At 55.9% G+C, this 22,569-nt stretch carries 20 protein-coding genes; 10 read left to right on the top strand and 10 right to left on the bottom strand.

Features of this window, described 5'->3' with window-relative positions:
• Positions 1 to 33: 33 nt before the first annotated feature.
• Positions 34 to 297, bottom strand: a complete 264-nt coding sequence (gene mcbA, locus ACOTX7_RS05175; protein WP_032673749.1) for a DUF1471 family periplasmic protein McbA — start codon at positions 295 to 297, stop codon at positions 34 to 36.
• A 242-nt stretch (positions 298 to 539) separates the two neighbouring features.
• Between mcbA and rlmF the strand changes: the two genes are divergently transcribed.
• The gene (rlmF, locus tag ACOTX7_RS05170; protein WP_221257124.1) at positions 540 to 1,451 is read left to right on the top strand and encodes a 23S rRNA (adenine(1618)-N(6))-methyltransferase RlmF; all 912 of its coding nucleotides are present in this window, start codon (positions 540 to 542) and stop codon (positions 1,449 to 1,451) included.
• A 45-nt stretch (positions 1,452 to 1,496) separates the two neighbouring features.
• Here rlmF and ybiO read toward each other — a convergent pair whose 3' ends face one another.
• The 6 genes from ybiO to rhtA form a co-directional block, all read right to left on the bottom strand.
• Positions 1,497 to 3,707: a mechanosensitive channel protein gene (ybiO, locus tag ACOTX7_RS05165; protein ID WP_221257221.1), complete on the bottom strand. Its 2,211-nt coding sequence runs from the start codon at positions 3,705 to 3,707 to the stop codon at positions 1,497 to 1,499.
• 120 nt (positions 3,708 to 3,827) lie between these two features.
• A complete protein-coding gene (gene glnQ, locus ACOTX7_RS05160; protein WP_125358221.1) occupies positions 3,828 to 4,550 on the bottom strand; it encodes a glutamine ABC transporter ATP-binding protein GlnQ in 723 nt (240 codons plus the stop codon).
• Positions 4,547 to 5,206: a glutamine ABC transporter permease GlnP gene (gene glnP / locus ACOTX7_RS05155; protein ID WP_003858462.1), complete on the bottom strand. Its 660-nt coding sequence runs from the start codon at positions 5,204 to 5,206 to the stop codon at positions 4,547 to 4,549. Before glnP ends, glnQ begins: the two co-directional genes overlap by 4 nt.
• Before the next feature lie 93 nt (positions 5,207 to 5,299).
• Positions 5,300 to 6,043, bottom strand: coding sequence for a glutamine ABC transporter substrate-binding protein GlnH (gene glnH, locus ACOTX7_RS05150; protein ID WP_006809501.1), 744 nt, complete (start codon positions 6,041 to 6,043; stop codon positions 5,300 to 5,302).
• Between the two features lie 361 nt (positions 6,044 to 6,404).
• Positions 6,405 to 6,908, bottom strand: a complete 504-nt coding sequence (gene dps / locus ACOTX7_RS05145) for a DNA starvation/stationary phase protection protein Dps (protein WP_000100801.1) — start codon at positions 6,906 to 6,908, stop codon at positions 6,405 to 6,407.
• Positions 6,909 to 7,207: 299 nt separating this feature from the next.
• Positions 7,208 to 8,095, bottom strand: coding sequence for a threonine/homoserine exporter RhtA (gene rhtA / locus ACOTX7_RS05140; RefSeq protein WP_006809500.1), 888 nt, complete (start codon positions 8,093 to 8,095; stop codon positions 7,208 to 7,210).
• Between the two features lie 354 nt (positions 8,096 to 8,449).
• On the opposite strand from rhtA, the gene ompX reads away from it, so the two are divergent.
• The gene (ompX, locus tag ACOTX7_RS05135) at positions 8,450 to 8,968 is read left to right on the top strand and encodes an outer membrane protein OmpX (protein ID WP_006809499.1); all 519 of its coding nucleotides are present in this window, start codon (positions 8,450 to 8,452) and stop codon (positions 8,966 to 8,968) included.
• A 547-nt stretch (positions 8,969 to 9,515) separates the two neighbouring features.
• Here the strand turns inward: ompX and ACOTX7_RS05130 are convergent.
• Positions 9,516 to 11,099 (bottom strand): phosphoethanolamine transferase, encoded by a 1,584-nt coding sequence (locus ACOTX7_RS05130; RefSeq protein ID WP_006809498.1) that lies wholly within the window; start codon positions 11,097 to 11,099, stop codon positions 9,516 to 9,518.
• A gap of 269 nt (positions 11,100 to 11,368) precedes the next feature.
• Entirely contained in the window at positions 11,369 to 11,497 is a 129-nt protein-coding gene (gene mntS / locus ACOTX7_RS05125; RefSeq protein WP_001303253.1) for a manganase accumulation protein MntS, read from the bottom strand.
• 183 nt (positions 11,498 to 11,680) lie between these two features.
• Between mntS and mntR the strand changes: the two genes are divergently transcribed.
• The 8 genes from mntR to ACOTX7_RS05085 all read left to right on the top strand — a co-directional run bounded on the left by mntR (position 11,681) and on the right by ACOTX7_RS05085 (position 21,311).
• A complete protein-coding gene (mntR, locus tag ACOTX7_RS05120; RefSeq protein WP_001081699.1) occupies positions 11,681 to 12,154 on the top strand; it encodes a manganese-binding transcriptional regulator MntR in 474 nt (157 codons plus the stop codon).
• On the top strand, positions 12,151 to 13,260 hold the full coding sequence (locus ACOTX7_RS05115) for an anion transporter (protein ID WP_006809497.1): 1,110 nt from the start codon (positions 12,151 to 12,153) through the stop codon (positions 13,258 to 13,260). The genes mntR and ACOTX7_RS05115 overlap by 4 nt, the downstream gene beginning before the upstream one ends.
• A 101-nt stretch (positions 13,261 to 13,361) precedes the next feature.
• Positions 13,362 to 14,456: an HlyD family secretion protein gene (locus tag ACOTX7_RS05110; protein WP_421626062.1), complete on the top strand. Its 1,095-nt coding sequence runs from the start codon at positions 13,362 to 13,364 to the stop codon at positions 14,454 to 14,456.
• Positions 14,453 to 16,024 (top strand): DHA2 family efflux MFS transporter permease subunit, encoded by a 1,572-nt coding sequence (locus tag ACOTX7_RS05105; RefSeq protein WP_006809495.1) that lies wholly within the window; start codon positions 14,453 to 14,455, stop codon positions 16,022 to 16,024. The genes ACOTX7_RS05110 and ACOTX7_RS05105 overlap by 4 nt, the downstream gene beginning before the upstream one ends.
• Positions 16,024 to 17,547 (top strand): efflux transporter outer membrane subunit, encoded by a 1,524-nt coding sequence (locus ACOTX7_RS05100; protein WP_205924188.1) that lies wholly within the window; start codon positions 16,024 to 16,026, stop codon positions 17,545 to 17,547. Before ACOTX7_RS05105 ends, ACOTX7_RS05100 begins: the two co-directional genes overlap by 1 nt.
• 282 nt (positions 17,548 to 17,829) lie before the next feature.
• Positions 17,830 to 19,206, top strand: a complete 1,377-nt coding sequence (locus ACOTX7_RS05095; RefSeq protein WP_221257125.1) for a glycoside hydrolase family 1 protein — start codon at positions 17,830 to 17,832, stop codon at positions 19,204 to 19,206.
• A gap of 51 nt (positions 19,207 to 19,257) precedes the next feature.
• The gene (locus ACOTX7_RS05090; protein ID WP_221257126.1) at positions 19,258 to 20,580 is read left to right on the top strand and encodes a PTS sugar transporter subunit IIC; all 1,323 of its coding nucleotides are present in this window, start codon (positions 19,258 to 19,260) and stop codon (positions 20,578 to 20,580) included.
• A 14-nt stretch (positions 20,581 to 20,594) separates the two neighbouring features.
• Positions 20,595 to 21,311: a GntR family transcriptional regulator gene (locus ACOTX7_RS05085; RefSeq protein ID WP_221257127.1), complete on the top strand. Its 717-nt coding sequence runs from the start codon at positions 20,595 to 20,597 to the stop codon at positions 21,309 to 21,311.
• Positions 21,312 to 21,352: 41 nt separating this feature from the next.
• On the opposite strand, the gene ldtB is transcribed toward ACOTX7_RS05085, so the two are convergent.
• A complete protein-coding gene (ldtB, locus tag ACOTX7_RS05080; protein WP_006809490.1) occupies positions 21,353 to 22,273 on the bottom strand; it encodes a L,D-transpeptidase in 921 nt (306 codons plus the stop codon).
• Positions 22,274 to 22,569 lie beyond the last annotated feature (296 nt).

The following is a 22,569-nucleotide window of genomic DNA, read 5'->3' as shown; positions in this document are numbered from 1 at the left end:
TGCCTGGCAGATGCAGTGTGGGAAAAGAGGGCGTTATTTATAGATGGTCGCGGTGCCGTACATATGATTATCGCCACCGGCAGCGTTCACCACGAAGCCTTTCGCTCCTTCCTGACGGGCTTTTTCGGCCAGCTTGTCCTGAAGGTCATCAAGGTTGCTTGCCCGGCTGACTGAGACCGTCCCGGCCGCGCGTAGCTGGCTGGTATCGGTGCTGTCGGTCAGGGGTTGAACGGACCAGGCAGAGAACGACGCGCCTGCCAGCGCACCCGCAATAATTAAGGTCAGATACTTTTTCATAATCACATCCTCAGGGGAAACAACAGGTGATTCCTCTTAAGTTTAGAAGCCTGACGAATGTGATTTAGCGCAAAAATTTGATGATGATCTGCTTATTTTTTGAACGATAAATACTGACAATGTGCTGACAGATCATAGACATACAAATTGCTGATTTTCGTCTGTTTTTTGTACAGTGCAGACAGATATTTACCCCCGCGCCGTCACGGGGTATCTTACGCGGCTGTTTAAAGGAGAATGCCATGACTTCCCAAAAGCCGGGATTGCACCCGCGTAACCGCCATCGTAGCCGCTACGACATGAAAGCCCTGTGCCAGAGCTGCCCTGCGTTGCTGGATTTTATCGTTCAGACCCCAGCCGGTGAACCCTCGGTAAACTTTGCCGATCCGCTGGCGGTGAAAACGCTGAACAAAGCGCTGCTGGCCCATTTTTATGGCGTTACGCACTGGGACATCCCGGAGGGTTTTCTCTGCCCTCCGGTGCCAGGCCGTGCGGATTACGTCCATCACCTTGCCGATCTGCTGGCAGATGACAATGGCGGCGTGGTGCCGAAACAGGCTACCGTGCTTGATATCGGGACCGGCGCGAACCTGATCTATCCCCTGATTGGCGCACATGAGTATCAGTGGCGGTTTACCGGCAGCGAGACGGGTGCCGAGGCCTTCGCCAGCGCGCAGGCCATTATCAACGCCAACCCGGGGTTAAGCCGGGCCGTTCGTCTGCGTCGTCAGAAGGATGCGGCGGCTATTTTCAACGGCATCATTCATAAGAACGAACACTATGATGCCACCCTGTGCAACCCGCCGTTCCACGATTCCGCCGCCTCCGCGCGCGCGGGAAGTGAACGCAAGCGGCGTAACCTGGGCCAGGCTGAAGATGGCGCGCTGAACTTTGGCGGCCAGCAGCAGGAGCTGTGGTGCGAGGGCGGGGAAGTGGCCTTTATTTTGCGCATGATTGCCGAGAGTAAGGGCTTCGGTCGTCAGGTGAAATGGTTTACCACGCTGGTCTCCCGTGGCGATAACCTGCCGCCGCTTTACCGCGCCCTGACCGACGTCGGCGCGGTGAAAGTGGTCAAAAAAGAGATGGCGCAGGGCCAGAAGCAGAGCCGCTTTATTGCCTGGACCTTTATGGACGATAACAAACGCCGCAAATAGCACCTCATCGCAGGCCGGGTAAGGCGAAGCCGCCACCCGGCTCGGCTACAGCGTCGGCTCCTGCGGAGGGAGCGGCGAAGCGGGCGGCGACAATACCTGATACGTCTGCACCGGCGCTCTCACGTTCGCCAGATCGAAGTGCTTCTTCACCATGCTGTCGAGAGCGAAGCGCACCGTCCACTGTTTTAGCGGCTGGGTGGTGAACGACACGCGCAGGGTAAAGGCGGTGTTCGTCAGCCCGACGATGCCCGCAAACGACGGCTCACCAATGACCAGCCCGCGAATATCCTCCATCTCCATCAGCTCGCTCACCGCATCCCGCAGCGCCTGTTTCGCCTTATCGGCATCCTCGTGACGATCGACATCGTAATTCGCCACCACCGAACCAATGCCGCGCACAAAGTTGGCAAAGGTGGTGATCGATGACCACGGAATGATGTGGTACGCGCCGGTATCCTGACGCACGCCGACGGAGCGAATGGACATGCGTTCCACCGTGCCGGTGAGCGGTCCGATGGTCACCAGATCCCCGGTGTTCATCCCGTTCTCAAACTGGATAAAAATACCGGTGATAATGTCCTTCACCAGCGTCTGCGAACCAAAGGAGATCGCCAGCCCCAGAGCACCGGCGCCCGCCAGCAGCGGGGCGATATTCACGCCGATTTCCGACAACACAATCATGATGGTGATGGTACTGATAATCACCGCCAGCGCATTGCGGCACAGGGTCAGCAGCGTGCGGGCGCGGGCGCTCGGCAACGGTCTGCCGTGGACATCCGACACCAGACGGTTTTCGATAAGGCTTGCCAGCAGCGTCCAGCCGACGGCGGAGAAGAACAGGATCAGCGCGATGCGAATAAGAATATCAACGGTCTTTTCCCCCGCGCCGTTATGCAGCCAGTTCCAGAAATCAAACAGACTCCACGCGTTCAGCAGCAGCATAATTGCCACGCAGACCGTCAGAATACGCGCCACTTTCAGGGACACCGTCATCCAGCCGTTCACCCGCTTTTGCAGTTCCGGGTAATTACGCTGCACCAGCGGCGAGAGAGTGATTGTTTTCGACAGCCAGCGGGAGAGCAGGCCCGAGACAAAGGCCGCGATGCCGATGATCGCCAGGCTTTTGAACGTCGCCCCCATCATAAATTTCAGGCTGTTACCCGGGTCGAAGAGGGAGAAGAAACAGAGCACAATAAAATAGGCGCTGGCCAGCCAGTGCCACACCAGCGCAAAGGCGCGAATAAAGAGGCTGAAAAAGGAGAGGGAGCGATCGGCCAGGTGCAGCAGACTGTCGGTAATCGCTTTTTTATTGTGAAAGATAAGGTAAAGCGCCCAGACGGTAATGCAGAGCATGATCAGCACGTTAGCCAGCGCCCCGAACTGCACGTTAACCTGGTTGGAAATAATGGGTACGGCAACCAGCAGGCCATAGCCGATCAACCCGCTCAGCACGCTGAGTCGCACCGCCCAGTATTTGGCGCTCTGATCCGAAATGGCGAAGGGGCGAAGGTCCGGCACGCGCGGGCAGAAGATCAACCGCAGAAGGGCCTTAAAGAACTCAATCAGGGCAAACGCATTGAGGAACAACCCCTGCTGAAACGCGATGGTTTTGTTTCCCGTATTAAGACGGTCGGCCAGCATCTGGCCGACAAACAGCGTCAGGGCCAGCAGCAGTAAATCGATAATAAAGGCTCCGGTAATCATTGCCGGAAGATGCAGCCAGCTGCTTTTATGCTGATTCTTTTTACGTCCCCACTGACCCATCTTCCGGTAAAGCGGCCAGACTGACAGGCGCAACAGCCAGTAAAAAATGAATACGGCACCGGCCAGAATAGCAAACTGGGTGGCGGCGGCGGAAAAGGTGTGAGGATTAAAAGGCTTATGGGAGGTGCCAACCAGGTTGCGAAAGAGCTGGGCAAAACGCGACGACAGGGCTTCCCCGTAGCGGCGACTGATGTCGGTGACGTTTTCCAGTACCGTTTTTTCTTCTTCGGCTTCCGGCGGCGCAATAGCGGGAACCGGATCCTGAGGCGGCGTGGCGGCCACCTTTCTCAGCTGATTGATCAACTCCTGCCGGGACGTGTCGTTTTCAAGCACGTCGGCAAGCGCGCCGTAGGCGGCTTTTTTCTGTTCAGCGTCGGGTTCTGGCGGCGCATTTTGCTGGGTGGCGGTGGCGCCGGTGGTGACGCCGGGAAGGGTTACAGCAAGTGATGGCGCGCTGAACAGGCTTAACAGTAGCAACAGGATCCACGGCACGGCGTCCTCCGACAAAAATATCGTGCAAAATGATAAGTATAGAGCGCGGGAAGCGGAGGGGAGGTTTTGGGAACAATCCGGCGTAAAAAAGCCGGGCATGCCCGGCTCTGTGTATGGCTATCAGGAGACGTGTTGCAGGAACTCCTGGAGGCGCTGGCTTGGTGGGTTCGCAATCAGCGCCTGCGGATCACCGTCTTCCGCGATACGACCCTTATCAATGAAGATCAGACGGGACGCCACTTTTTCGGCAAAGCCGATTTCGTGGGTCACGATCACCATCGTCATGCCTTCTTCCGCCAGATCCTGCATCACTTTCAGCACTTCGTGACGCAGCTCCGGGTCGAGCGCGGACGTAGGCTCATCAAACAGCATCAGCTTTGGCTTCACCGCCAGCGCACGGGCAATTGCCACGCGCTGCTGCTGGCCACCGGACAGCTCGGACGGATAGTGGTGGGCACGCTCCGCCAGACCAACCTTCGCCAGCAGATCTTTTGCCAGCGCTTCCGCTGCCGCTTTGCTGGCCCCGCGCACGCGCAGAGGACCGAACATCACGTTTTCCAGCGCCGTCAGGTGCGGGAACAGGTAGAACTGCTGGAACACCATGCCCGCTTCCTGGCGGATCAGGCGCTCGTCCACTTTCGGATCGTTAACCTTCAGGCCATCGACGATCAGATCGCCGCTGGTGATCTCCTCAAGCTTGTTAATGCAGCGCAGCAGGGTGGATTTACCGGAACCGGACGGCCCGATGATCACCACCACTTCACCCTGCCTGATGTTCAAATCGATATTGTGCAGCACCTGGGTTGGGCCAAAGTGCTTGGAAACGTTTTTAAATTCAATCACAGGATTTTCATCCTTCTTTCAAGACGACGCAGAACAAAGCTCAGGACAAGCGTGATAATCAAATAAACAACGGCGACCGCACTCCAGATTTCCAGCGCGCGGAAGTTGCCCGCGATGATCTCCTGGCCCTGACGGGTCAGCTCGGCCACGCCGATAACAATGAACAGCGAGGTGTCTTTAATGCTGATGATCCACTGGTTACCCAGCGGCGGCAGCATGCGGCGCAACGCCAGCGGCAGGATCACGTGGCGGATGGTTTCGCGACGGGAAAGACCTAACGCCAGACCGGCTTCGCTGAAGCCTTTATGAATCGACAGTACCGCGCCGCGGGTGATTTCCGCAATGTAGGCGCCGGAGTTGATCATAATGGTGACAACGGCGGCGCTGAACGGGTCAATGCGCAGGTCCGTGAAGGCCATCGGCAGGGCAAAGTAGATGAACATGACCTGCACCACAATAGGGGTGCCGCGGATCACTTCGATGAAAACCAGTGCGATGTGGTTTGCAATCCAGCCGCCGTAGGTGCGGGCGAAACCGGCGACAAGACCGATAATCAACCCGCCAACCAGACCGAGGACCGAAATCCACAAGGTCATTTTAGCGCCTTCAAGCAAGAGAGGAATGGCAGGCCAGATGGCGCTCCAGTCAAACTGCATGATGTATTCCTGTATACCGTGGTGAAAAACAAAAAACGTAGGCCCGGTAAGCGGGAGCGCCACCGGGCGTTACAAACCTGAAGTCAGGTGAAATTATTTAGGCTCGCTACCGAACCATTTTTTGTAGATTTCGTTATAAGTGCCGTTCTCTTTCAGTGTTTTCAGCGCGCCGTTCACTTTGTTACGCAGGTCATCGCTGCCTTTCGGGAACGCGATACCGTACTGCTGCGCTTCCAGAGAGTCGCCTACGGCTTTGAACTTGCCGTTACCGGCGGTTTTGATGAAGTAAAGGATGTTAGGCGTGTCGTGCAGCACCGCGTCAGCGCGGTTGGTGCCCAGTTCCATGTAAGCGTTGTCGATGTTCGGGAACTGACGCAGGTCTTTGGTTTTGATGTTGGCTTTCGCGTAATCAACGGAACCGGTGCCGCTCTTCACGGCGACCACTTTACCGTCGAGATCTTTCACGCTTTTCACGTCGTTGTTATCCGCTTTCACCATCACCAGCAGGCCGCTTTTGTAGTAGCCGTCAGAGAAGTCGATCGCTTTTTTACGCTCTTCGGTAATGGTGATGCCTGCCAGCGCCAGGTCAACGTTTTTAGTTTGCAGTGCCGGGATAATGCCGCTGAAATCCATTGGCTTCAGGGTGTAATCCAGTTTGAGTTCTTTTGCGACAGCGGCCCACAGATCCACGTCAAAACCAACGTATTTATCACCCTGTTTGAATTCAAACGGTACGAACGCCGTGTCAGTCGCTACAACCAGTTTGTCGGCAGCCTGCGAGGACACCGCAAACGCCAGGGTAAGTGCAGCCAGTGAAACTTTTAATACAGACTTCATAGCATTTCCTTTTATATCCACGGGGCGATCCCCTGCGAGAACCTCTGGCACAATGAAAAAATCATGCCAGTTTTACAAGCTGTTGTTTTGCAAAGGGGATGATGTCACGCATTGCACAAAAAGCGTGGCAATTCTGTCAGGTTGCACCAGAATGGAGCACCGTTTTGGTGCGCGTCGTTAAGGCCTTCTGACAAGGGGATATTTAGCGCAGAATCTGAAGAAAAAACAATCTTCCGTTAACGGTTGTGTGAGGTGATTATTACATTTTATTCACTTTTGCGGCCGTTGCGGGCAAAAGTGCGCACCATAAATGTGCAAAACCCCCGCCAGGGGCGAGGGTTATTCAGACAATCCGCAGGGATTATTCGATGTTGGATTCAATGAACCACAGGAACTGATCCAGGTCGCGTGACGCGGCAGTGAAGATATCAGCGGTGTCTTCATCTTTTGCTTCGCCAATCGCTTTACGCACATCGTTCGCCACAATCGCGTAACGGTCCGCCAGCTCTTTCAGGTGATCCTGAACGGTATGGATATCCAGCGGATAGCTTTTCAGTGGCGTTTTGCTGTTGATCACCTGTGTGGTACCCAGTGCCACACCGCCCAGCTGAACGGCGCGCTCGGCCATGGTATCCAGGTGAGTCACCAGTGCTGTGCGGAAGCCATCCAGCATTTCATGAACGGCAATAAAGTTTGCACCGCGCATATTCCAGTGGGCCTGTTTGGTGATCAGCGAAAGATCGATGAACTGGACCACCTGGCGATTCAGCAGCTCAATGGTCGCTTTTTTATCGCTATCCGATACATCGTTACGGGTATAAAGCAGATTAGACGCTTTCGTTTTCACCAGTTTAGCGGTACTCATAATCTCATATCCTCTTGATGTTTGTGTCCCAGGTAATTACGGAACTAAGTATAGCACCGGATTTATTGTCTGCGGTTTGGCTCTGCCTATTGGTTTAATAGTGAAAAGGTGTGGTGTATTGCCAGTGCATTGAAATTAAAGGGGTTTATATAAATTGATGCAGATCAATCTTAATTCCTCTCCTGACAAGGCGGGCAGGTGAAATATTTTGGCAATATAACAGAGTTTGTAAGAAATTATTTGAAGCTCTGATGAGAGGTATATTCTGCATGGCGGGTAAGCCATGCAGAATTTAAGGCTTAGTTAAGGTCAATTTTTTGAACTTTTGGTTCCGGGCGCATGGTCAGCGTGGAGCCCATTGACGCCGCGATAATTGAACAGAGCGCCAGCGTTTGCACCAGGGTCAGGGTTTCCCCGAGGAAAATCATTCCTGATATGGCAGCCAGCGCGGGCTCCATGCTCATGAGCGTACCAAAAATGCGTGTGGGCAGACGCGTCAGGGCAATCATCTCCAGAGAGTAGGGAAGCGCGGTGGAGAGAATGGCAACCGCCAGCCCAACCGGCAGGATTGACCATTGCCATATGGAGTCCGTGGCTTGTGCCATTCCGATCGGGACAAAAATGATGGCGGCAATCAGCGAGCCTAAGGCGACCGTCGCGGGGCCGTGCTCTTCGCCCGCACGCTGGCCAGTGAGAATATACACCGCCCAGCATGCCCCCGCGCCCAGCGCCAGAGCAGCCCCTGTCAGATCGACTTGTGAAACGCTTTGACCAAGCGGCAGCAGGAACCATAGCCCCAGCACGGCCAGTATGACCCAGATAAAGTCTACCGGACGACGCGAAGAGAAGAGGGCAACCGCCAGCGGGCCGGTAAATTCAAGCGCAACCGCGATCCCCAGCGGGATGGTCTGAATAGAGAGGTAGAACATGTAGTTCATCCCTCCCAGCGCCAGCCCATAAAAGAGCAGGGGCAGTCGCTGCTCCTTTTTAAAACGCAGCCGCCAGGGTTTAAAGATAACCACGAGGATCAGGGTGCCTAACGCGATACGCAGCGCCGTGACGCCCGGCGCACCCACCAGCGGGAAGAGCGATTTTGCCAGCGATGCGCCGCTTTGTATGGACATCATCGCGATGAGTATGACTGCCACCGGCATCCAGACCGATGATTTACGGGGTAAACCAGGCATCCTTTCTCCTGTCAATTTATGTCAAAAGAGGTAAAAGTCGCAGTGTAATGGAAATAAGCTGCAACGGTTGAGCTACTGTTGAAAAAAATCCAGGGAAAATCCGTAAAATGAGGAAACGTTGATGCTTTTATCGCCTGAAAGATTAGGAATAATCTGGATGAACTAAATGGCGATGACGCGCACTATTAGCATTTACCGGTGAAAATCTGGTGTTATTTTAACGAGATAGCTTGTGCTGGAAATGTTCTGTTACAGGAAAGGTCGCATTAGACATCGTGAATGACAAAGAGTTTCACAGAATTTTTTGATATATTTAAAACTTACGGACTTACTTGAAGCACATTTGAGGTGGTTATGAAAAAAATTGCATGTCTTTCAGCACTGGCAGCTGTTCTGGCTGTTTCCGCAGGTACCGCTGTAGCGGCAACTTCTACTGTAACTGGTGGTTACGCTCAGAGCGATATGCAGGGCGTGATGAACAAAACCAACGGTTTCAACCTGAAGTACCGTTACGAGCAAGACAACAACCCGCTGGGTGTGATCGGTTCTTTCACTTACACCGAGAAAGATCGTACTGAAAATGGCTCTTACAATAAAGGTCAGTACTACGGCATCACCGCGGGTCCTGCTTACCGCCTGAATGACTGGGCAAGCATCTACGGTGTTGTAGGTGTTGGCTACGGTAAATTCCAGCAGACCGAAAACGAAGGTCTGAACCGTACTGCAAGCAACAGCGACTACGGTTTCTCTTATGGCGCTGGTATGCAGTTCAACCCAATCGAAAACGTTGCTCTGGACTTCTCCTATGAGCAGAGCCGTATCCGCAACGTTGACGTTGGCACCTGGATCGCGGGCGTAGGTTACCGCTTCTAATCACTTCGGTGAGCCAGTAAAAAATCCGCCCTTTGAGGCGGATTTTTTTGTTTGTAACATATCCCCATGGGAGAGGGTTCCCCACAAAATAATGCCTGCACAGACGGCTCCCTCTCCCTTGTGGGAGAGGGCTGGGGTGAGGGGGAACATACGACTCTGGTGGTCATTCCGTTCACTTTATGTTCCCTGCTACTCTGTCACGACATGACCGGTGAACGTGCCAGGGTGGCTCAGTCGCCACCACCCTGGCGACCCGGGCTTCCGGCGGTAAATCGCCGCTTCGCGGTGCCCTCGGCTTATTCCTTCCGGCTTATCGGGGACGGGCGGAGGTAACATCCCTGTAAAGCCCGCCCTCTCGGCGCATCCCTGCGCCTCGCCCCGGCCTACAGGAAACGCCTCAGCGATTTACAGCCGGACCGAGGCATCGCTGAAAGCCTTCAGTTCTTCTGAGGCAACGTTATTGCTTCTGTTTTGAAATTACTGGGGAACCCTCTCCCGGTGGGAGAGGGCCAGGGTGAGAACATCAGCCCGCACGAGACGGCAGAGATCACTTACTCTTAATATCGAAAATATCCGTCCCAAGATGGTTATAGTCGACTTTCTGTAACTTGAAGTTGGTAATGTAGACTGGCGGGCCCTTCTTCCCGGAGATAAACGGGTAATCATTTTTTATCTCTTTCGCCTTAATCCCCGTCCACTGGGAGAAGAATTTCAGGAAATCGTTCGCGGAACGGCGAGCTTTGATGATGCGATGCGTTTTGTCATCACTCGACAGCACCATAAACGGTACCTGGAAATTCTGCTGGTATTTGTCATCGTGGGCGAGATACTGCACCTCTTTACCGCGCTCCTTAAACGCCAGCCCGTGGTCTGAGAAATAGACCATTGAGAAGCTGTCGCCGCTGTTGCGCAGCTGTGCGTAAAGTTTGCTGAGCAGATCGTCGGTTTGCGTCATGGTGTAGAGGTAGCAGGAGGTCTCTTTCGACTGCACAAACTCGGTGTATTTTCCCTGCGTGCGGTCGCAGGCCTGCGGGTGAGAACCCATCAGGTGCAGGACGATCAGCTGCGGCTGGGTGCGCTGGGTGGCAAAAACCTGCGCGGTCATTTTTAACAGCGCTTCATCCTGCGTATTTTTATCCGCTTCAAAGTCACCGCTTTTCAGGAACTGCACCTCGTCGGCACGCTTCGCGATGCTGGCAATGGCGGTATCATACTCGCCGATCTGTCCCTGGTTGGAGAACCACCACGTCTGAAAACCAGCCCGGTTGGCCAGGGTGACAAAGTTATCCTGAAACTGCGGTTTTCCATCCACCACGCGGTTGAGCGTCAGACCAAGGGATTTCTGCGTCGAGCCGCTGGCCGCCACGTAGTCAGTAAACAGCGTACCGTTGACGGTGCTGGCAAACGGCGTGTTATCCCAGTGGCCGCCGAACGCGCCGAGCGCATCGCGACGCGCGCTTTCACCGATCACCACCACGTAGGTGTGGTACTTCGGTTTCACCGCCAGCACATTCCAGGTGTCTTTCATCGTGGAAAGCTCGGCCATACGCGCCTGCTCGTCGAGCACTTCCTCGTTATTCACCACCACGTCTTTGACGAAGCGAAATACCGGATAACCGGTATCTTTAAGCTTAAACACGCCGCCCCAGGCCAGATTCTGTACCGGCGCAACAAAAAACGTCACCACGCTAAAGGCCAGACACAGGCTTTCTATTTTACCCCATGCCTTTTTCTCGACCTGCTTACGGCGAACCGCAATCACGCCCAGGCCAAAAATGAAAAGGCCAACCACGTAGTTGTACCACGGGAAGATCGTCAGGATCTCCGTGGACTCTTCCATATTGGTGGAGTGCAGCGCCAGCAGGGTATTAAAGTTCGGCGCGCCGTAGGCCTGGCCAAACGGGAAATAAGCCGCGGCGACCAGAGAACAGATCCCGATAAGCACTTTCTGCACGCGCGGTGCGCTTCGCCACAGCAGGTGAAGGATGCAGGTAAACCCGACGGCATAAAGCAGGCTGAAGGGATAGCCAAGGGCAAAGTTAATCAACAGCGATTGCAAAAAATAGAATCCCGTCCACGGGCTTAAGGCCCGGCTGCGGGTAACAAGTGTATCAATCAGGGTTACGTTCATAGATCACTATCACGAAAACGCCATGTGCTCACCCTGGCGTCAAGGGTCAAAGCCTGCCGGACAGTGCGTGGAAAGGGAATGAGAGGTCCGCTTCAGCGAGCCGCAAATTGTGCAGGGCTGCAAGAAGATAGTGCGAGCGTGAATTAAGGTCAACAGTTGCTAAACAGATGTTTTGCGAAGGGGGCTGCAAATCCGTAAAAATAATCGGGAATAAAGCAGTTTACAGCGGAAATGTGACAGGAAAATGAAGCGGCGTACCGCGACGCCGCTTAGTGGGAAGATTTGTCGTCCTGCTGCGGTTTGGCGTTAAACATATCGCACAGCATGTTCAACAGCATTAAACGCACTTTAAAAGGAGAGTGGGTAAACACGTTCATACACCTCTTGAATTCATTCATAAGACCTCCTGATTCATGATCCCTTCGATCCGTGAAGGGTGACTGCATTACATACAGATATAGCACAGGCTATATTGTATAGCTATGGCTAATTCGTTAATTTTTTGTGCTTGTAGAGCTATGGTTTACAATGTGCGCTCCGTTACAGGGCGCTGGAAGCGTCAACCCCATTGAGGAAGCACAATGAACCGTCGCGCAGGTAAGCCAACAACAAAAAAAACGACGCAACTGGTGAACGTTGAAGAGCATGTGGAAGGCTTCCGCCAGGTGCGCGAGGCGCACCGCCGGGAGCTGATTGATGATTATGTCGAACTGATCTCTGATCTGATTCGTGAGGTTGGAGAAGCGCGCCAGGTGGATATGGCCGCGCGGCTGGGGGTCTCGCAGCCAACCGTTGCCAAAATGTTAAAACGTCTGGCGTCAGTAGGGCTGATCGAGATGATCCCCTGGCGCGGGGTGTTTCTCACCGCTGAGGGTGAAAAGCTGGCGCAGGAGAGCCGCGAGCGTCACCAGATCGTCGAGAATTTTTTACTCGTGCTGGGCGTCAGCCCGGAAATTGCCCGTCGGGACGCCGAAGGTATGGAACACCATGTCAGCGAAGAGACGCTGGTGAGGTTCCGCGAATTTACGCTTAAATACGGTCCCTCCGCTGAATGAACATCCCCGGCTTGCAGGCCCTGAAACGCGATCGTTTTTTCCATCTTTTACTTCTCATTGGCGTGGGGCTTAGCGTCTTTGTGCCCTTTGCGCCGCAGACCTGGCCTGCGGCAATAGACTGGCGCACCATCATTACCCTGAGCGGTTTGATGATGCTCACCAAAGGGGTTGAGCTGAGCGGCTATTTTGACGTGCTGGGGCGCAAGATGGTGCGCCGTTTTGCCACCGAGCGCAAACTGGCCCTGTTCATGGTCTTTTCAGCGGCGCTGCTGTCGACGTTTCTCACGAACGATGTGGCGCTGTTTATCGTGGTGCCGCTCACCCTCACGCTGCGTAAGCTGTGCGAAATACCGGTCACCCGTCTGATTATCTTTGAAGCGCTGGCCGTCAATGCTGGCTCGCTGCTTACGCCGATCGGTAACCCGCAGAACATTCTGCTGTGGGGACGCTCTGGCCTGTCGTTTACCGCGTTTACCGGGCAGATGGCACCGCTGGCGCTGGCGATCGTGGCGACGCTACTCGCGGTGGGCTGGTTTGCTTTCCCGAATAAATCGTTGCAGTACCACAGCGGTACCACCGGCCCCCAGTGGCAGCCGCGTCTCGTCTGGAGCTGTCTGGGGCTGTATATCGTTTTCCTTACCGCGCTTGAGTTAAACCAGGCGCTGGTGGGCGCGCTGCTGGTGGCGTGCGGCTTCCTGTTCCTCGCCCGGCGGGTGCTGGTGAGCGTCGACTGGACCCTGCTGCTGGTCTTTATGGCGATGTTTATTGATGTGCATCTGCTGATCCAACTCCCGGTATTGCAGAACGTTCTCCATAGCGTTAGCGGTCTGTCCCAGCCGGGACTATGGCTGACGGCGATTGGTCTCTCGCAGGTTATCAGCAACGTGCCGTCCACCATCTTACTGCTTAACTATGTTCCCCCGACGGTACTGCTGGCGTGGGCGGTCAACGTCGGCGGCTTTGGGCTGCTGCCTGGTTCGCTGGCAAACCTGATCGCCCTGCGCATGGCGAACGATCGCCGCATCTGGTGGCGCTTCCATCTCTGGTCAATCCCGATGCTGCTCTGGTCAGCGGCGGTCGGTTTCGGACTATTCCTTCTCATATAGTGCGCAATTTGTCAGTTTTTCCTGGCAAATGTATAGCAACGTCCTAGCTTTAGTGAACGGCATAGTGTGATGCCGCTCACTGACAGGACCGTTGCTGAACTATGGCAGAAGATCAAAACCCACCTGCTGACGAGCAGGATAAAAACAATAACGAGCGCAAGCGCCCGGGCAAAAAACCGTTAATTATCCTTGGCATTGTGGTCATCGTGATGGTGATCGTGGCGCTGATCTGGTGGTTTTTAACCCGTAACGAAGAGACCACCGACGACGCCTTTACCGATGGCGACGTGGTGACGATCGCCCCAAAAACGGCGGGCTACGTGACCGAACTTCGCGTACGGGACAACCAGCGCGTGAAGAAAGGGGATGTGCTGGTGGTGATCGATCCTCGCGATACCACCGCTCAGCGCGATCAGGCTCAGGCCCAGCTTGGGCTGGCAATTGCGCAGCTGCATCAGGCCCAGGCGCAGCTGGCGCTCTCGAAAGTGCAATATCCCGCCCAGCGCGATGAAGCCAAAGCTCAGGTACTGAAAGCCCAGGCGGATATGGCCAACGCACAGGCAGAGTACCGCCGTCAGCGCGGCGTTGACCCGCGCGCGACCACGCAACAAAGTATCGATGCCGCGAACGCCCAACTGCGGAGCGCTCAGGCGGGTCTGGCCAGCGCGCAGGCGCAGCTGGAAGTGGCGGAGCAGGTTCAGCTGCAAATCCGCCAGCATGAGACCAACGTCGAAGCGCGCGAGCGCCAGGTCGACCAGGCCAGAGCGCAGCTTGAAACCGCCAACCTGAACCTCTCTTACACCGAAGTCCGCGCCCCGTTCGACGGTTTTGTCACCAAACGCAACGTCCAGCCCGGCACGCTGGTGCAGGCGGGTACGGCGCTGTTCTCGCTGGTTTCCCCGAACGTGTGGGTGGTGGCGAACTTCAAAGAGTCGCAGCTTGAGCGCATGAAGCCGGGCGACAAAGTGACCGTGTCCGTCGATGCCTGGCCGGATATGGAACTTGAAGGCCATATCGACAGTATTCAGCAGGGCAGCGGCTCGCGCTTCTCCGCCTTCCCGTCGGAAAACGCGACCGGTAACTTTGTGAAGATCGTTCAGCGCGTGCCGGTGAAAATCGTCATTGATAAAGGTCTGGATCCGAACAAGCCGCTGCCGCTGGGGCTGTCGGTTGAACCGAAGGTCACCGTGGAATGACGGATCACAGCCACGATAACTGGAAACCCGCCAGTAACCCGTGGGCGGTGGCGATTGTGGTCACCCTGGCGGTGTTTATGGAAATTCTGGACACCACCATCGTCAACGTGGCGCTGCCGCACGTCGCTGGCTCGCTCTCGGCCAGCTATGACGAATCCACCTGGGTGCTCACCAGCTACTTGGTGGCGAACGGCATTGTGCTGCCCATCTCGGCCTTTCTGAGCCGTCTGTTTGGCCGCAAGCAGTTCTTCCTGATCTGCATTGTGATGTTCACCATCTGCTCGTTCCTGTGTGGCATCGCCACCGAGCTTTGGCAAATCATCCTGTTCCGCGTGATGCAGGGCTTCTTTGGCGGCGGGTTGCAGCCCACCCAGCAGTCGGTATTGCTTGACTACTTCAAGCCGGAGGACAGGGGCAAAGCCTTTGGTCTTTCGTCCATTGCCATTATTGTCGCGCCGGTACTTGGCCCCACGCTGGGCGGCTGGATCACCGATAACTACTCCTGGCGCTGGGTGTTCTTTATCAATATCCCGGTAGGGATTGTGACGGTGCTGGCCATCTACCAGCTGCTGGAAGATCCGCCGTGGGAGAAAAAATCGGAAGAGAAGCTTACCGTGGACTGGACGGGGATCGGCCTGATCGCCCTCGGTCTTGGCTGTTTGCAGGTGATGCTCGACCGGGGTGAAGATGATGACTGGTTCTATTCGAACTTTATCCGCACCTTCGCGGTGCTGACGTTGGTCGGCATTATCGGCGCCATCTACTGGCTGATGTATGCCAGAAAGCCGGTGGTGGATCTGCACTGCATGAAGGATCGCAACTTTGCGGTCTCCAGCCTGCTGATGGCGGGGATGGCGATGATCCTGTACGGCAGCTCGGTAGTTATTCCGCAGCTGGCGCAGCAGGATTTGGGCTATACCGCCACCTGGTCCGGTCTGGTGCTCTCGCCCGGGGCGGTGCTGATTGTGCTGACCATCCCGCTGGTGCTGAAGCTGATGCCGGTGGTGCAGACGCGCTGGATCATCGCCTTCGGCTTTACCTGCCTGGCGGTATCGTTCTTCTGGTCCCGCACGCTGACGCCGGATATCGATTTCGAAACGCTGGTGCTGTTCCGCAGCGCCCAGTCGATTGGCCTGGGGTTCCTGTTTGTGCCGCTGACCACCATTGCCTTTATCTCGATCCCGAGGCGGCTTAACGCCGATGCGGCGGCGCTGTTTACCATGTTCCGCAACGTGGCCGGTTCGATTGGGATTTCGCTCTCGACGGCGGCGATCACCGAGCGTTCGCAGGCGCACAGCGCGCATCTGGCTTACCACGCTTCGCCGTTTAATGAGCAGTTCCAGCTGGCGATACGCGAAAGCGCCCAGGCGATCCAGAACTTCACCACTCAGGTGGGCGATCCGACCGGTATTGCCACCGGGCGGATGTACCAGACGATGATCGAGCAGTCGCGCTTTCTGGCCTACATCGACGTCTTCACCATCCTGAGCGCGGTGGCCCTGGTACTGATTCCGTTTTGTTTGTTGCTCTCGCCGGTTAAGAGCGAGGGGAGTGCAGGAGCACACTGATGATACACAGACGTTTACACCCCCTGATGATAATGATGCTGCTGGCGGGCTGCGCCGTCGGGCCGGACTACCAGCCGCCCGCGCCGCCCGCCACCACGCACTGGAACGATAAGGGCGACAGCGCGGTGAAATCGCAAACGTCCTCCGCCGCCACCAACCCGCGCTGGTGGAAAACCTTTGGCTCGCCGCAGCTCGACAGCCTGATTGAACGTGCCATCGCCGGGAATCTGACGCTACAGCAAACGGTATTACGCATTGCTGGCGCGCGCGAACAGATTAACCAGGCCGGTGGGGCCTTTTTCCCGTCGGTGAATGGCAATGTGCAGGCGACGCGCCAGCAGCTTGGGCTGGAAGGGGAGCTGAAATCTCACGGCGTGTATGACCAGTTAGATAATATCGATCCTGAACTGCGGGGCGCGTTAGGCCCGCTGACGCAGCCGATAAACCTCTATCAGGGCAGCTTCGACGCCCAGTGGGAAATCGACCTCTGGGGCAAGGTGCGCCGTCAGGTGGAAGCCGCCGAAGCGCAGCAGCGGGCGGCGATCGAGCAGCGTAACGATGCGCTGGTGTCGCTGGAAGCCGAAGTGGCGCGCGCGTGGCTACAGCTGCGCGGGGCACAGAGCATCATTGCCACGCTGAATACCCAGATTGAAAGCGCGCAGCAGACGCTGGATCTGACCGAAAGCCGTCAGCGGGGCGGGCTGTCACCGCAGATGGACGTAGAAAACGCCCGGGCGCAGCTGGGCAATCTTGAAGCGCAACTGCCGCAGTATCAGGCGCAGGAGCGCCAGGCGATGAACGGGCTGGCGATCCTGCTCGGCAAGCCGCCGGGCGCGCTGGATGCCGAACTCCAGTCCGTGCAGCCGATGCCCGCGCTGCCGGATATTGTGCAGACCGGTATTCCGTCCACCCTTGCGCGCCGTCGCCCGGACGTGCGCGAAGCCGAGGCGAACCTCCACGCCGCCACGGCGCAGATTGGCGTGTCGGTGGCACAGCTGTTCCCGAGCTTTACCCTCTCCGGGCAGTTCGGCCTGCGCAACAGCGAATCCAACTGGCTGACCGACTGGAGCAGCCACTTCTACAGCTTTGGCCCGCAGGTCTCCATTCCCATCTTCCAGGGCGGTCGGCTGGTCTCCAGCGTCAAGGTGGCGCGCGCGCAGCAGGGGGCAGCGGTGCTGGACTACCGTCAGACGGTGCTGACGGCGCTCGGGGACGTTGAAAATGCGCTGGTGAGCTATCGCACTGACCAGCAGCGTGAGGCGGGCCTGGCTAAAACGATCGATGCGCTGCAAAACGCCTTTGATCTCGCCAGTGACAGTTACCGGCAGGGTATCGCCAGCTTTATCGACGTGCTGGACGCCCAGCGCCAGCTTGCTCAGGCCGAACAGCAACGGGCACAGGCGCAGGTGCAGAGCGCGCTTGACCTGGTGGCGCTCTACAAAGCCCTCGGCGGCGGCTGGGAGCCGTATCAGCAGGTGCAGTTGCCGGACTACAGCGTCTTTGGCGACGCTCCGCGCGGATAGATTCGCAGGATTGGGCAAGAAACGGACAGGAACGCCACATTCGCGATGGCTGCGGGGCGGATATCACTCACAGACACCCAATCGACATGCGAGGAAAGCGTTATGCGTTATCAAAATCAGCTTGCACAACAATAACCTTCCTCGCCCTGGTAGCGCTTCGCTTACCGGGGCTTTTTTTTCCGCATTGCTCACAAAAAACGATCCTTCTCTTTGCCTGATGTTTCATCTCGATCTATATGACTAGTCATTAAATTTAAATGACTAGTCATAAAGGGGGAAAGCATGAACAATTCGCTGCCAGCCAACTTTTTATGGGGCAACTCGGTATCCAGCATGCAGACGGAAGGGGCATGGAATGAGGGCGGGAAGGGCATGTCGGTGTACGACATTCGCGAGGCCGGGGAGAACACCTCCGACTGGAAAGTGGCGACTGACTCCTACCACCGCTACCGGGAAGATTTCGACCTGATGCAGGATCTGGGCATGAACTGCTACCGCTTCCAGATCTCCTGGAGCCGCGTCTGCCCGCAGGGTGACGGCCCCTTCAACGACGAAGGCATTGCGTTTTACGATCGCTTTATTGACGATCTGCTCGCCCGCGGCATCGAGCCGATGGTCTGCCTCTACCACTTCGATATGCCGCTGGCGCTGGCGCAGGAATACAACGGCTTCAACGACCGCCGCGTGATGGAGGCTTTTATCCGCTACGGCAAAAAGATGATCGACTGCTTTGGCGACCGCGTGAAGTATTGGCTGACCTTCAACGAGCAGAACATCTTTCATATGCCGGAAGCCTTCCGGATTTCCGGTTACATGAAAGGTGAACAAACCCTGCGCGAGCTGTATGAACTTCAGCACCATACGATGGTGGCGCACATGTCGCTGACCGACTATCTGCACCAGACCAAACCGGGCCAGCTGATGGGCGGCATGCTGGCGCACCAGCTTATCTATCCGGCCACCTGCAAACCACGCGATATCTTCTGTGCCCAGCAGTACGATGAATTTCTCAACCAGAACCTGCTGCGCGTCTTTGCCGGTCAGGGGTATAGCCCGGCGGTGATGGCCGTGGTGGAGCAGGAGGGCTTCGGTGATATCTATCGCGCCGAGGATTTAGCACTGCTGGCGCGCACGAAAAACGACTATATGGCCTTCAGCTACTACGCCAGCAAAACGCTGGACAGCGATGCCATCCCGGAAGGCACGCCGGTGAACTATTACCTGCTGCACGGCGAGAAAAACAACCCGTACCTGAAGGCCACCGAGTGGAACTGGCAGATCGATCCGCTGGGCTTTCGCACCATCATCACCCGCTACGCCAACGACTGGCGGATGCCGGTCTTCCCGATTGAAAACGGTATTGGCGTCATTGAGTCCTGGGACGGCGTAAATCCGATTGAGGACACCTACCGCATCGACTACCACCGGGCGCACATCAAGGCCATGAAGGACGCGATATTCGAGGATGGGGCAGAGGTGATCGGCTACCTCGGCTGGGGGTTAATTGATATTCTCAGCTCCCAGGGCGACATGCGTAAGCGCTACGGCGTGGTCTATGTCAACCGTGAAAACCATGATCTGAAAGACCTGAAGCGCGTGCCGAAAAAGAGCTACGCGTGGTTAAAACAGGTTATCCATACCAACGGACGCGAGATGTAAGCCGTACGCTGCCGGGCCGTTTTTGTGACCGATTGATGGGAACTATCCGCTATGTCTGAAACAAAAATAACACCGCACATGCAGTCTTTTGTCGACAGATTTGTTGAGTTTTCAGCGCGCCTGGCAAATCAGGTGCATCTTCGCTCTCTGCGCGATGCCTTCGCCACGGTGATGCCAATTTTCATCCTTGCCGGACTGGCGGTGCTGGTGAATAACGTGGTGTTTCCATGGGTGCTGGAAGGCGACACGCTCACGCAGTTTAAGGTGTGGGGCGAGGCGATCATCAACGGCACGCTGAACATCGCCGCGCTGCTGCTGGCCCCGATGATCGCCTGGTCGCTGGCGCGCAACAAAGATTTCGACAATCCGGTCTCGGCAGTGGTTATCGCCGTCAGCAGTTTCATCATCATGATGCCGATGCGCTTACAGATTACGCCCGTCGGCAGCGACGCCGCGGTGAGCGTCACGCAGGTGCTGACGTTCGCCAATATCGGCTCTACCGGGATTTTCGCCGGGGTGCTGATTGGGCTGCTCTCAACGGAGCTGTTTATCGCCATTTCGCGGCTCAAGGCGCTGCACATTTCGCTCGGGGAGAACGTGCCGCCAGCGGTGAGCAAATCCTTTACCGCGCTGATCCCGACCATCCTCACGCTCTCGCTGTTCGCCGTGCTGGCGGCCATACTGGCGAACGTACTGCACACGGATCTGATCCATCTTATTACCACCTTTATCCAGCAGCCGCTGCGGCTGATCAACACCAGCCTGCCGGGGACGATCTTCATCTACAGCTTTGGTAACTTTCTGTTCACCCTCGGTATTCATCAGTCCGTCGTTAACAGCGTGATACTGGAGCCGTTCCTGCTGATCAACACCAACGAGAACATGCTGGCCTTCGCCAACGGCCAACCGATCCCGCATATCATCAACAATATCTTTGTGCCGACCTTTGGCATGGTGGGCGGCACGGGCAGCACAATCTCATTGCTGATCGCTATCTTCATCTTCTCCAGACAGAAATCAGCTAAGCAGGTGGCGCGTCTGTCGCTGGCCCCGGGCCTGTTTAACATCAACGAGCCGGTGATTTTTGGCCTGCCGATTGTGTTTAACCTGCCGCTGATGATCCCGTTTGTCCTCCTGCCCGCTATCGGCATTTACTTTGCCTGGCTCTGTACCACGCTGGGATTGATGTCGCGCTGCGTGGTGATGATCCCGTGGACCACACCGCCGATCCTGAGCGCCTGGCTGGCAACGGCAGGGGACTGGCGGGCGGTGGTGGTGCAGTTGGCAATCATCGTATTTGGTGTATTCTTCTACCTGCCTTTCCTCAAAGTTGCCGAGCGAGTGGCCTTGAAAAACAGCGGGATAGAAAACTAATTTAAGGAAGGACGATGGCGGCGAAGTACATCACCATAGCGCGGGAAATTAAGAAACGCATTATCAGCCAGCAGTACGCCGCCAATGAACCGCTGCCGGACCAGTTCGCGCTGGCGGCGGAGTTCAGCACCAGCCGGATGACCATCCAGCAGGCGATGCGTCAGCTTATCGTTGAAGGGCTGGTCTATACCCGTCAGGGGCAGGGCACGTTCATCCGCAAAAACTTCCTTCAGCTCTCGCAGTGGGATCTCTCCGGCAGCGACTACTTCGGGGCGACCAAAACTTGGGAACATTTAGGCACGGTGACGAGCCAGGTGGTGCACTTCGAACTGCGCTTCCCGAACGAGAAAGAGCAGGCATCGCTGATGATCAATCCGGATACGCCGATCTATGACTTTATCCGCCTGCGTTTACTGAACGGTGAGCCGATGTCTCTGGACGAGACGGTAATGCCGCTCAATCTGGTGCCCGGCCTGAACAAAACCCATCTCGAAAGTTCGGTGTTCCGGTATGTGCAGGAGACGCTGGGGCTGAAGATCATGGGATCGTATCGGGTGGTGCGGGCGCTGAAGCCTAGCGCGCTGGATATGCAGCATCTTGTCTGTGAGCAAACCGACCCGGTGCTGGAGGTGGAGCAGGTGATCTATCTGGAAGATGGTACGCCGCTGGAGTACGCCCATTGTCACTATCGCTATGACCATGGCGGCATTGTTATCGTGAATAACGGATAAAAAAAAGCGGGCCTCGCGGCCCGCTTTTTTAATTCTCACGATTAGTTCAAACGCACCGGCATACCGGAACGGTTCTGAATCGCCTGGTCAACGATGGCCGTCTCAACATCCGCCTGAGAGGTAACAGACTGCACCGCGCTGGTCAGCGTAATCGGCACGATTTCGTTGTTGTTGATCTGGTCTTCGCTGGTGGACAGCGGGTTATGCACTTCAATGTAACGGCTGCCGTCCGGCTCTGACGTCGCTTTCACCGGTTCGTTAATGAACTGGACGCGCGTACCCACCGGCACGTTATCGAACAGGAATTTGATGTCTTCATTACGCAGACGCACGCAGCCGTGGCTTACGCGCAGGCCGATACCGAAGTTGGCGTTAGTACCGTGGATGGCATACAGACGACCAATGTACAGCGCGTACAGACCCATCGGGTTATCCGGGCCAGCAGGCACAACGGCGGGCAGTGGCTCGCCAGCAGCAATGTACTCCGCGTGCATTTTGGCGGTCGGCGTCCAGGTTGGGCCTGCTTTCTTACGCTCCACTTTGGTGGTCCAGTTCAGCGGGGTGTCTTTACCCAACTGACCGATACCGATTGGCAGCACGATCACGGTGTTGGTGCCTTTCGGGTAGTAATACAGACGCATTTCGGCGCTGTTAATCACGATGCCTTCATGCACGGTATCCGGCAGGATCAGCTGCTGTGGAATATTCAGTACCGTACCCGCTTTCGGCAGATACGGATCAACGCCCGGGTTCGCTTCCAGCATGTTAGAGAGGCCGAGCTGATACTGGGCCGCGAAGTATTCCAGCGGCTGAGTGTTACCTTCCGGCACCGTCACCACCTGGTTTTCACCCACCAGACGGCTTCCGTCTGTCGGCAGGGGATACGTCACCGCAGACGCGGTCTTACAAAAACCTACTACGGCTAACGCCGCCGCAAAAAGCGTTGTTAATTTCATGTTCATGTTATGCGAGGTATCTAAGCCATTCTGGCGATGAGTTGATAAGTCTGAATCTGTAATGGGAGCGCATTATATGTGCATTCCCGTTAACTGGGAATTCAGATGTGTACGAAATCACATTTTTTTCGATTTTGTTAAAGTTTAGTGGATTACCGCAACACGGGATCTCAATTCGGAATTGTGGCATAATGCCGTGTTTATCACACTTTTCGCAGGAATCTCTCCGTGTTAGTTACCAGCAACGTCACTATGCAGTTTCATAGCGACAAAATCAAGACCATAAAAAGGGAGCGAAAGCT

This window comes from Enterobacter cloacae complex sp. IR5418 (assembly GCF_049238105.1).
In the GTDB taxonomy this organism is placed as follows: Bacteria; Pseudomonadota; Gammaproteobacteria; order Enterobacterales; family Enterobacteriaceae; genus Enterobacter; species Enterobacter hormaechei.
Note: the sequence above shows the minus strand (reverse complement) of the source record. Positions and strands in the feature narration are given on the sequence as shown.

Excerpts from the sequence above, each read along its gene's own strand:
- glnH (WP_006809501.1), bottom strand. The coding sequence starts at position 6,043 with ATGAAGTCTGTATTAAAAGTTTCACTGGCTGCACTTACCCTGGCGTTT.
- ldtB (WP_006809490.1), bottom strand. The coding sequence starts at position 22,273 with ATGAACATGAAATTAACAACGCTTTTTGCGGCGGCGTTAGCCGTAGTA.
- rhtA (WP_006809500.1), bottom strand. The coding sequence starts at position 8,095 with ATGCCTGGTTTACCCCGTAAATCATCGGTCTGGATGCCGGTGGCAGTC.
- rlmF (WP_221257124.1), top strand. The coding sequence starts at position 540 with ATGACTTCCCAAAAGCCGGGATTGCACCCGCGTAACCGCCATCGTAGC.
- mcbA (WP_032673749.1), bottom strand. The coding sequence starts at position 297 with ATGAAAAAGTATCTGACCTTAATTATTGCGGGTGCGCTGGCAGGCGCG.
- ACOTX7_RS05100 (WP_205924188.1), top strand. The coding sequence starts at position 16,024 with ATGATACACAGACGTTTACACCCCCTGATGATAATGATGCTGCTGGCG.
- ACOTX7_RS05095 (WP_221257125.1), top strand. The coding sequence starts at position 17,830 with ATGAACAATTCGCTGCCAGCCAACTTTTTATGGGGCAACTCGGTATCC.
- ACOTX7_RS05130 (WP_006809498.1), bottom strand. The coding sequence starts at position 11,099 with ATGAACGTAACCCTGATTGATACACTTGTTACCCGCAGCCGGGCCTTA.
- dps (WP_000100801.1), bottom strand. The coding sequence starts at position 6,908 with ATGAGTACCGCTAAACTGGTGAAAACGAAAGCGTCTAATCTGCTTTAT.
- ACOTX7_RS05115 (WP_006809497.1), top strand. The coding sequence starts at position 12,151 with ATGAACATCCCCGGCTTGCAGGCCCTGAAACGCGATCGTTTTTTCCAT.
- ACOTX7_RS05085 (WP_221257127.1), top strand. The coding sequence starts at position 20,595 with ATGGCGGCGAAGTACATCACCATAGCGCGGGAAATTAAGAAACGCATT.
- mntS (WP_001303253.1), bottom strand. The coding sequence starts at position 11,497 with ATGAATGAATTCAAGAGGTGTATGAACGTGTTTACCCACTCTCCTTTT.
- mntR (WP_001081699.1), top strand. The coding sequence starts at position 11,681 with ATGAACCGTCGCGCAGGTAAGCCAACAACAAAAAAAACGACGCAACTG.
- ompX (WP_006809499.1), top strand. The coding sequence starts at position 8,450 with ATGAAAAAAATTGCATGTCTTTCAGCACTGGCAGCTGTTCTGGCTGTT.
- ACOTX7_RS05090 (WP_221257126.1), top strand. The coding sequence starts at position 19,258 with ATGTCTGAAACAAAAATAACACCGCACATGCAGTCTTTTGTCGACAGA.
- ACOTX7_RS05110 (WP_421626062.1), top strand. The coding sequence starts at position 13,362 with ATGGCAGAAGATCAAAACCCACCTGCTGACGAGCAGGATAAAAACAAT.
- glnP (WP_003858462.1), bottom strand. The coding sequence starts at position 5,206 with ATGCAGTTTGACTGGAGCGCCATCTGGCCTGCCATTCCTCTCTTGCTT.
- ACOTX7_RS05105 (WP_006809495.1), top strand. The coding sequence starts at position 14,453 with ATGACGGATCACAGCCACGATAACTGGAAACCCGCCAGTAACCCGTGG.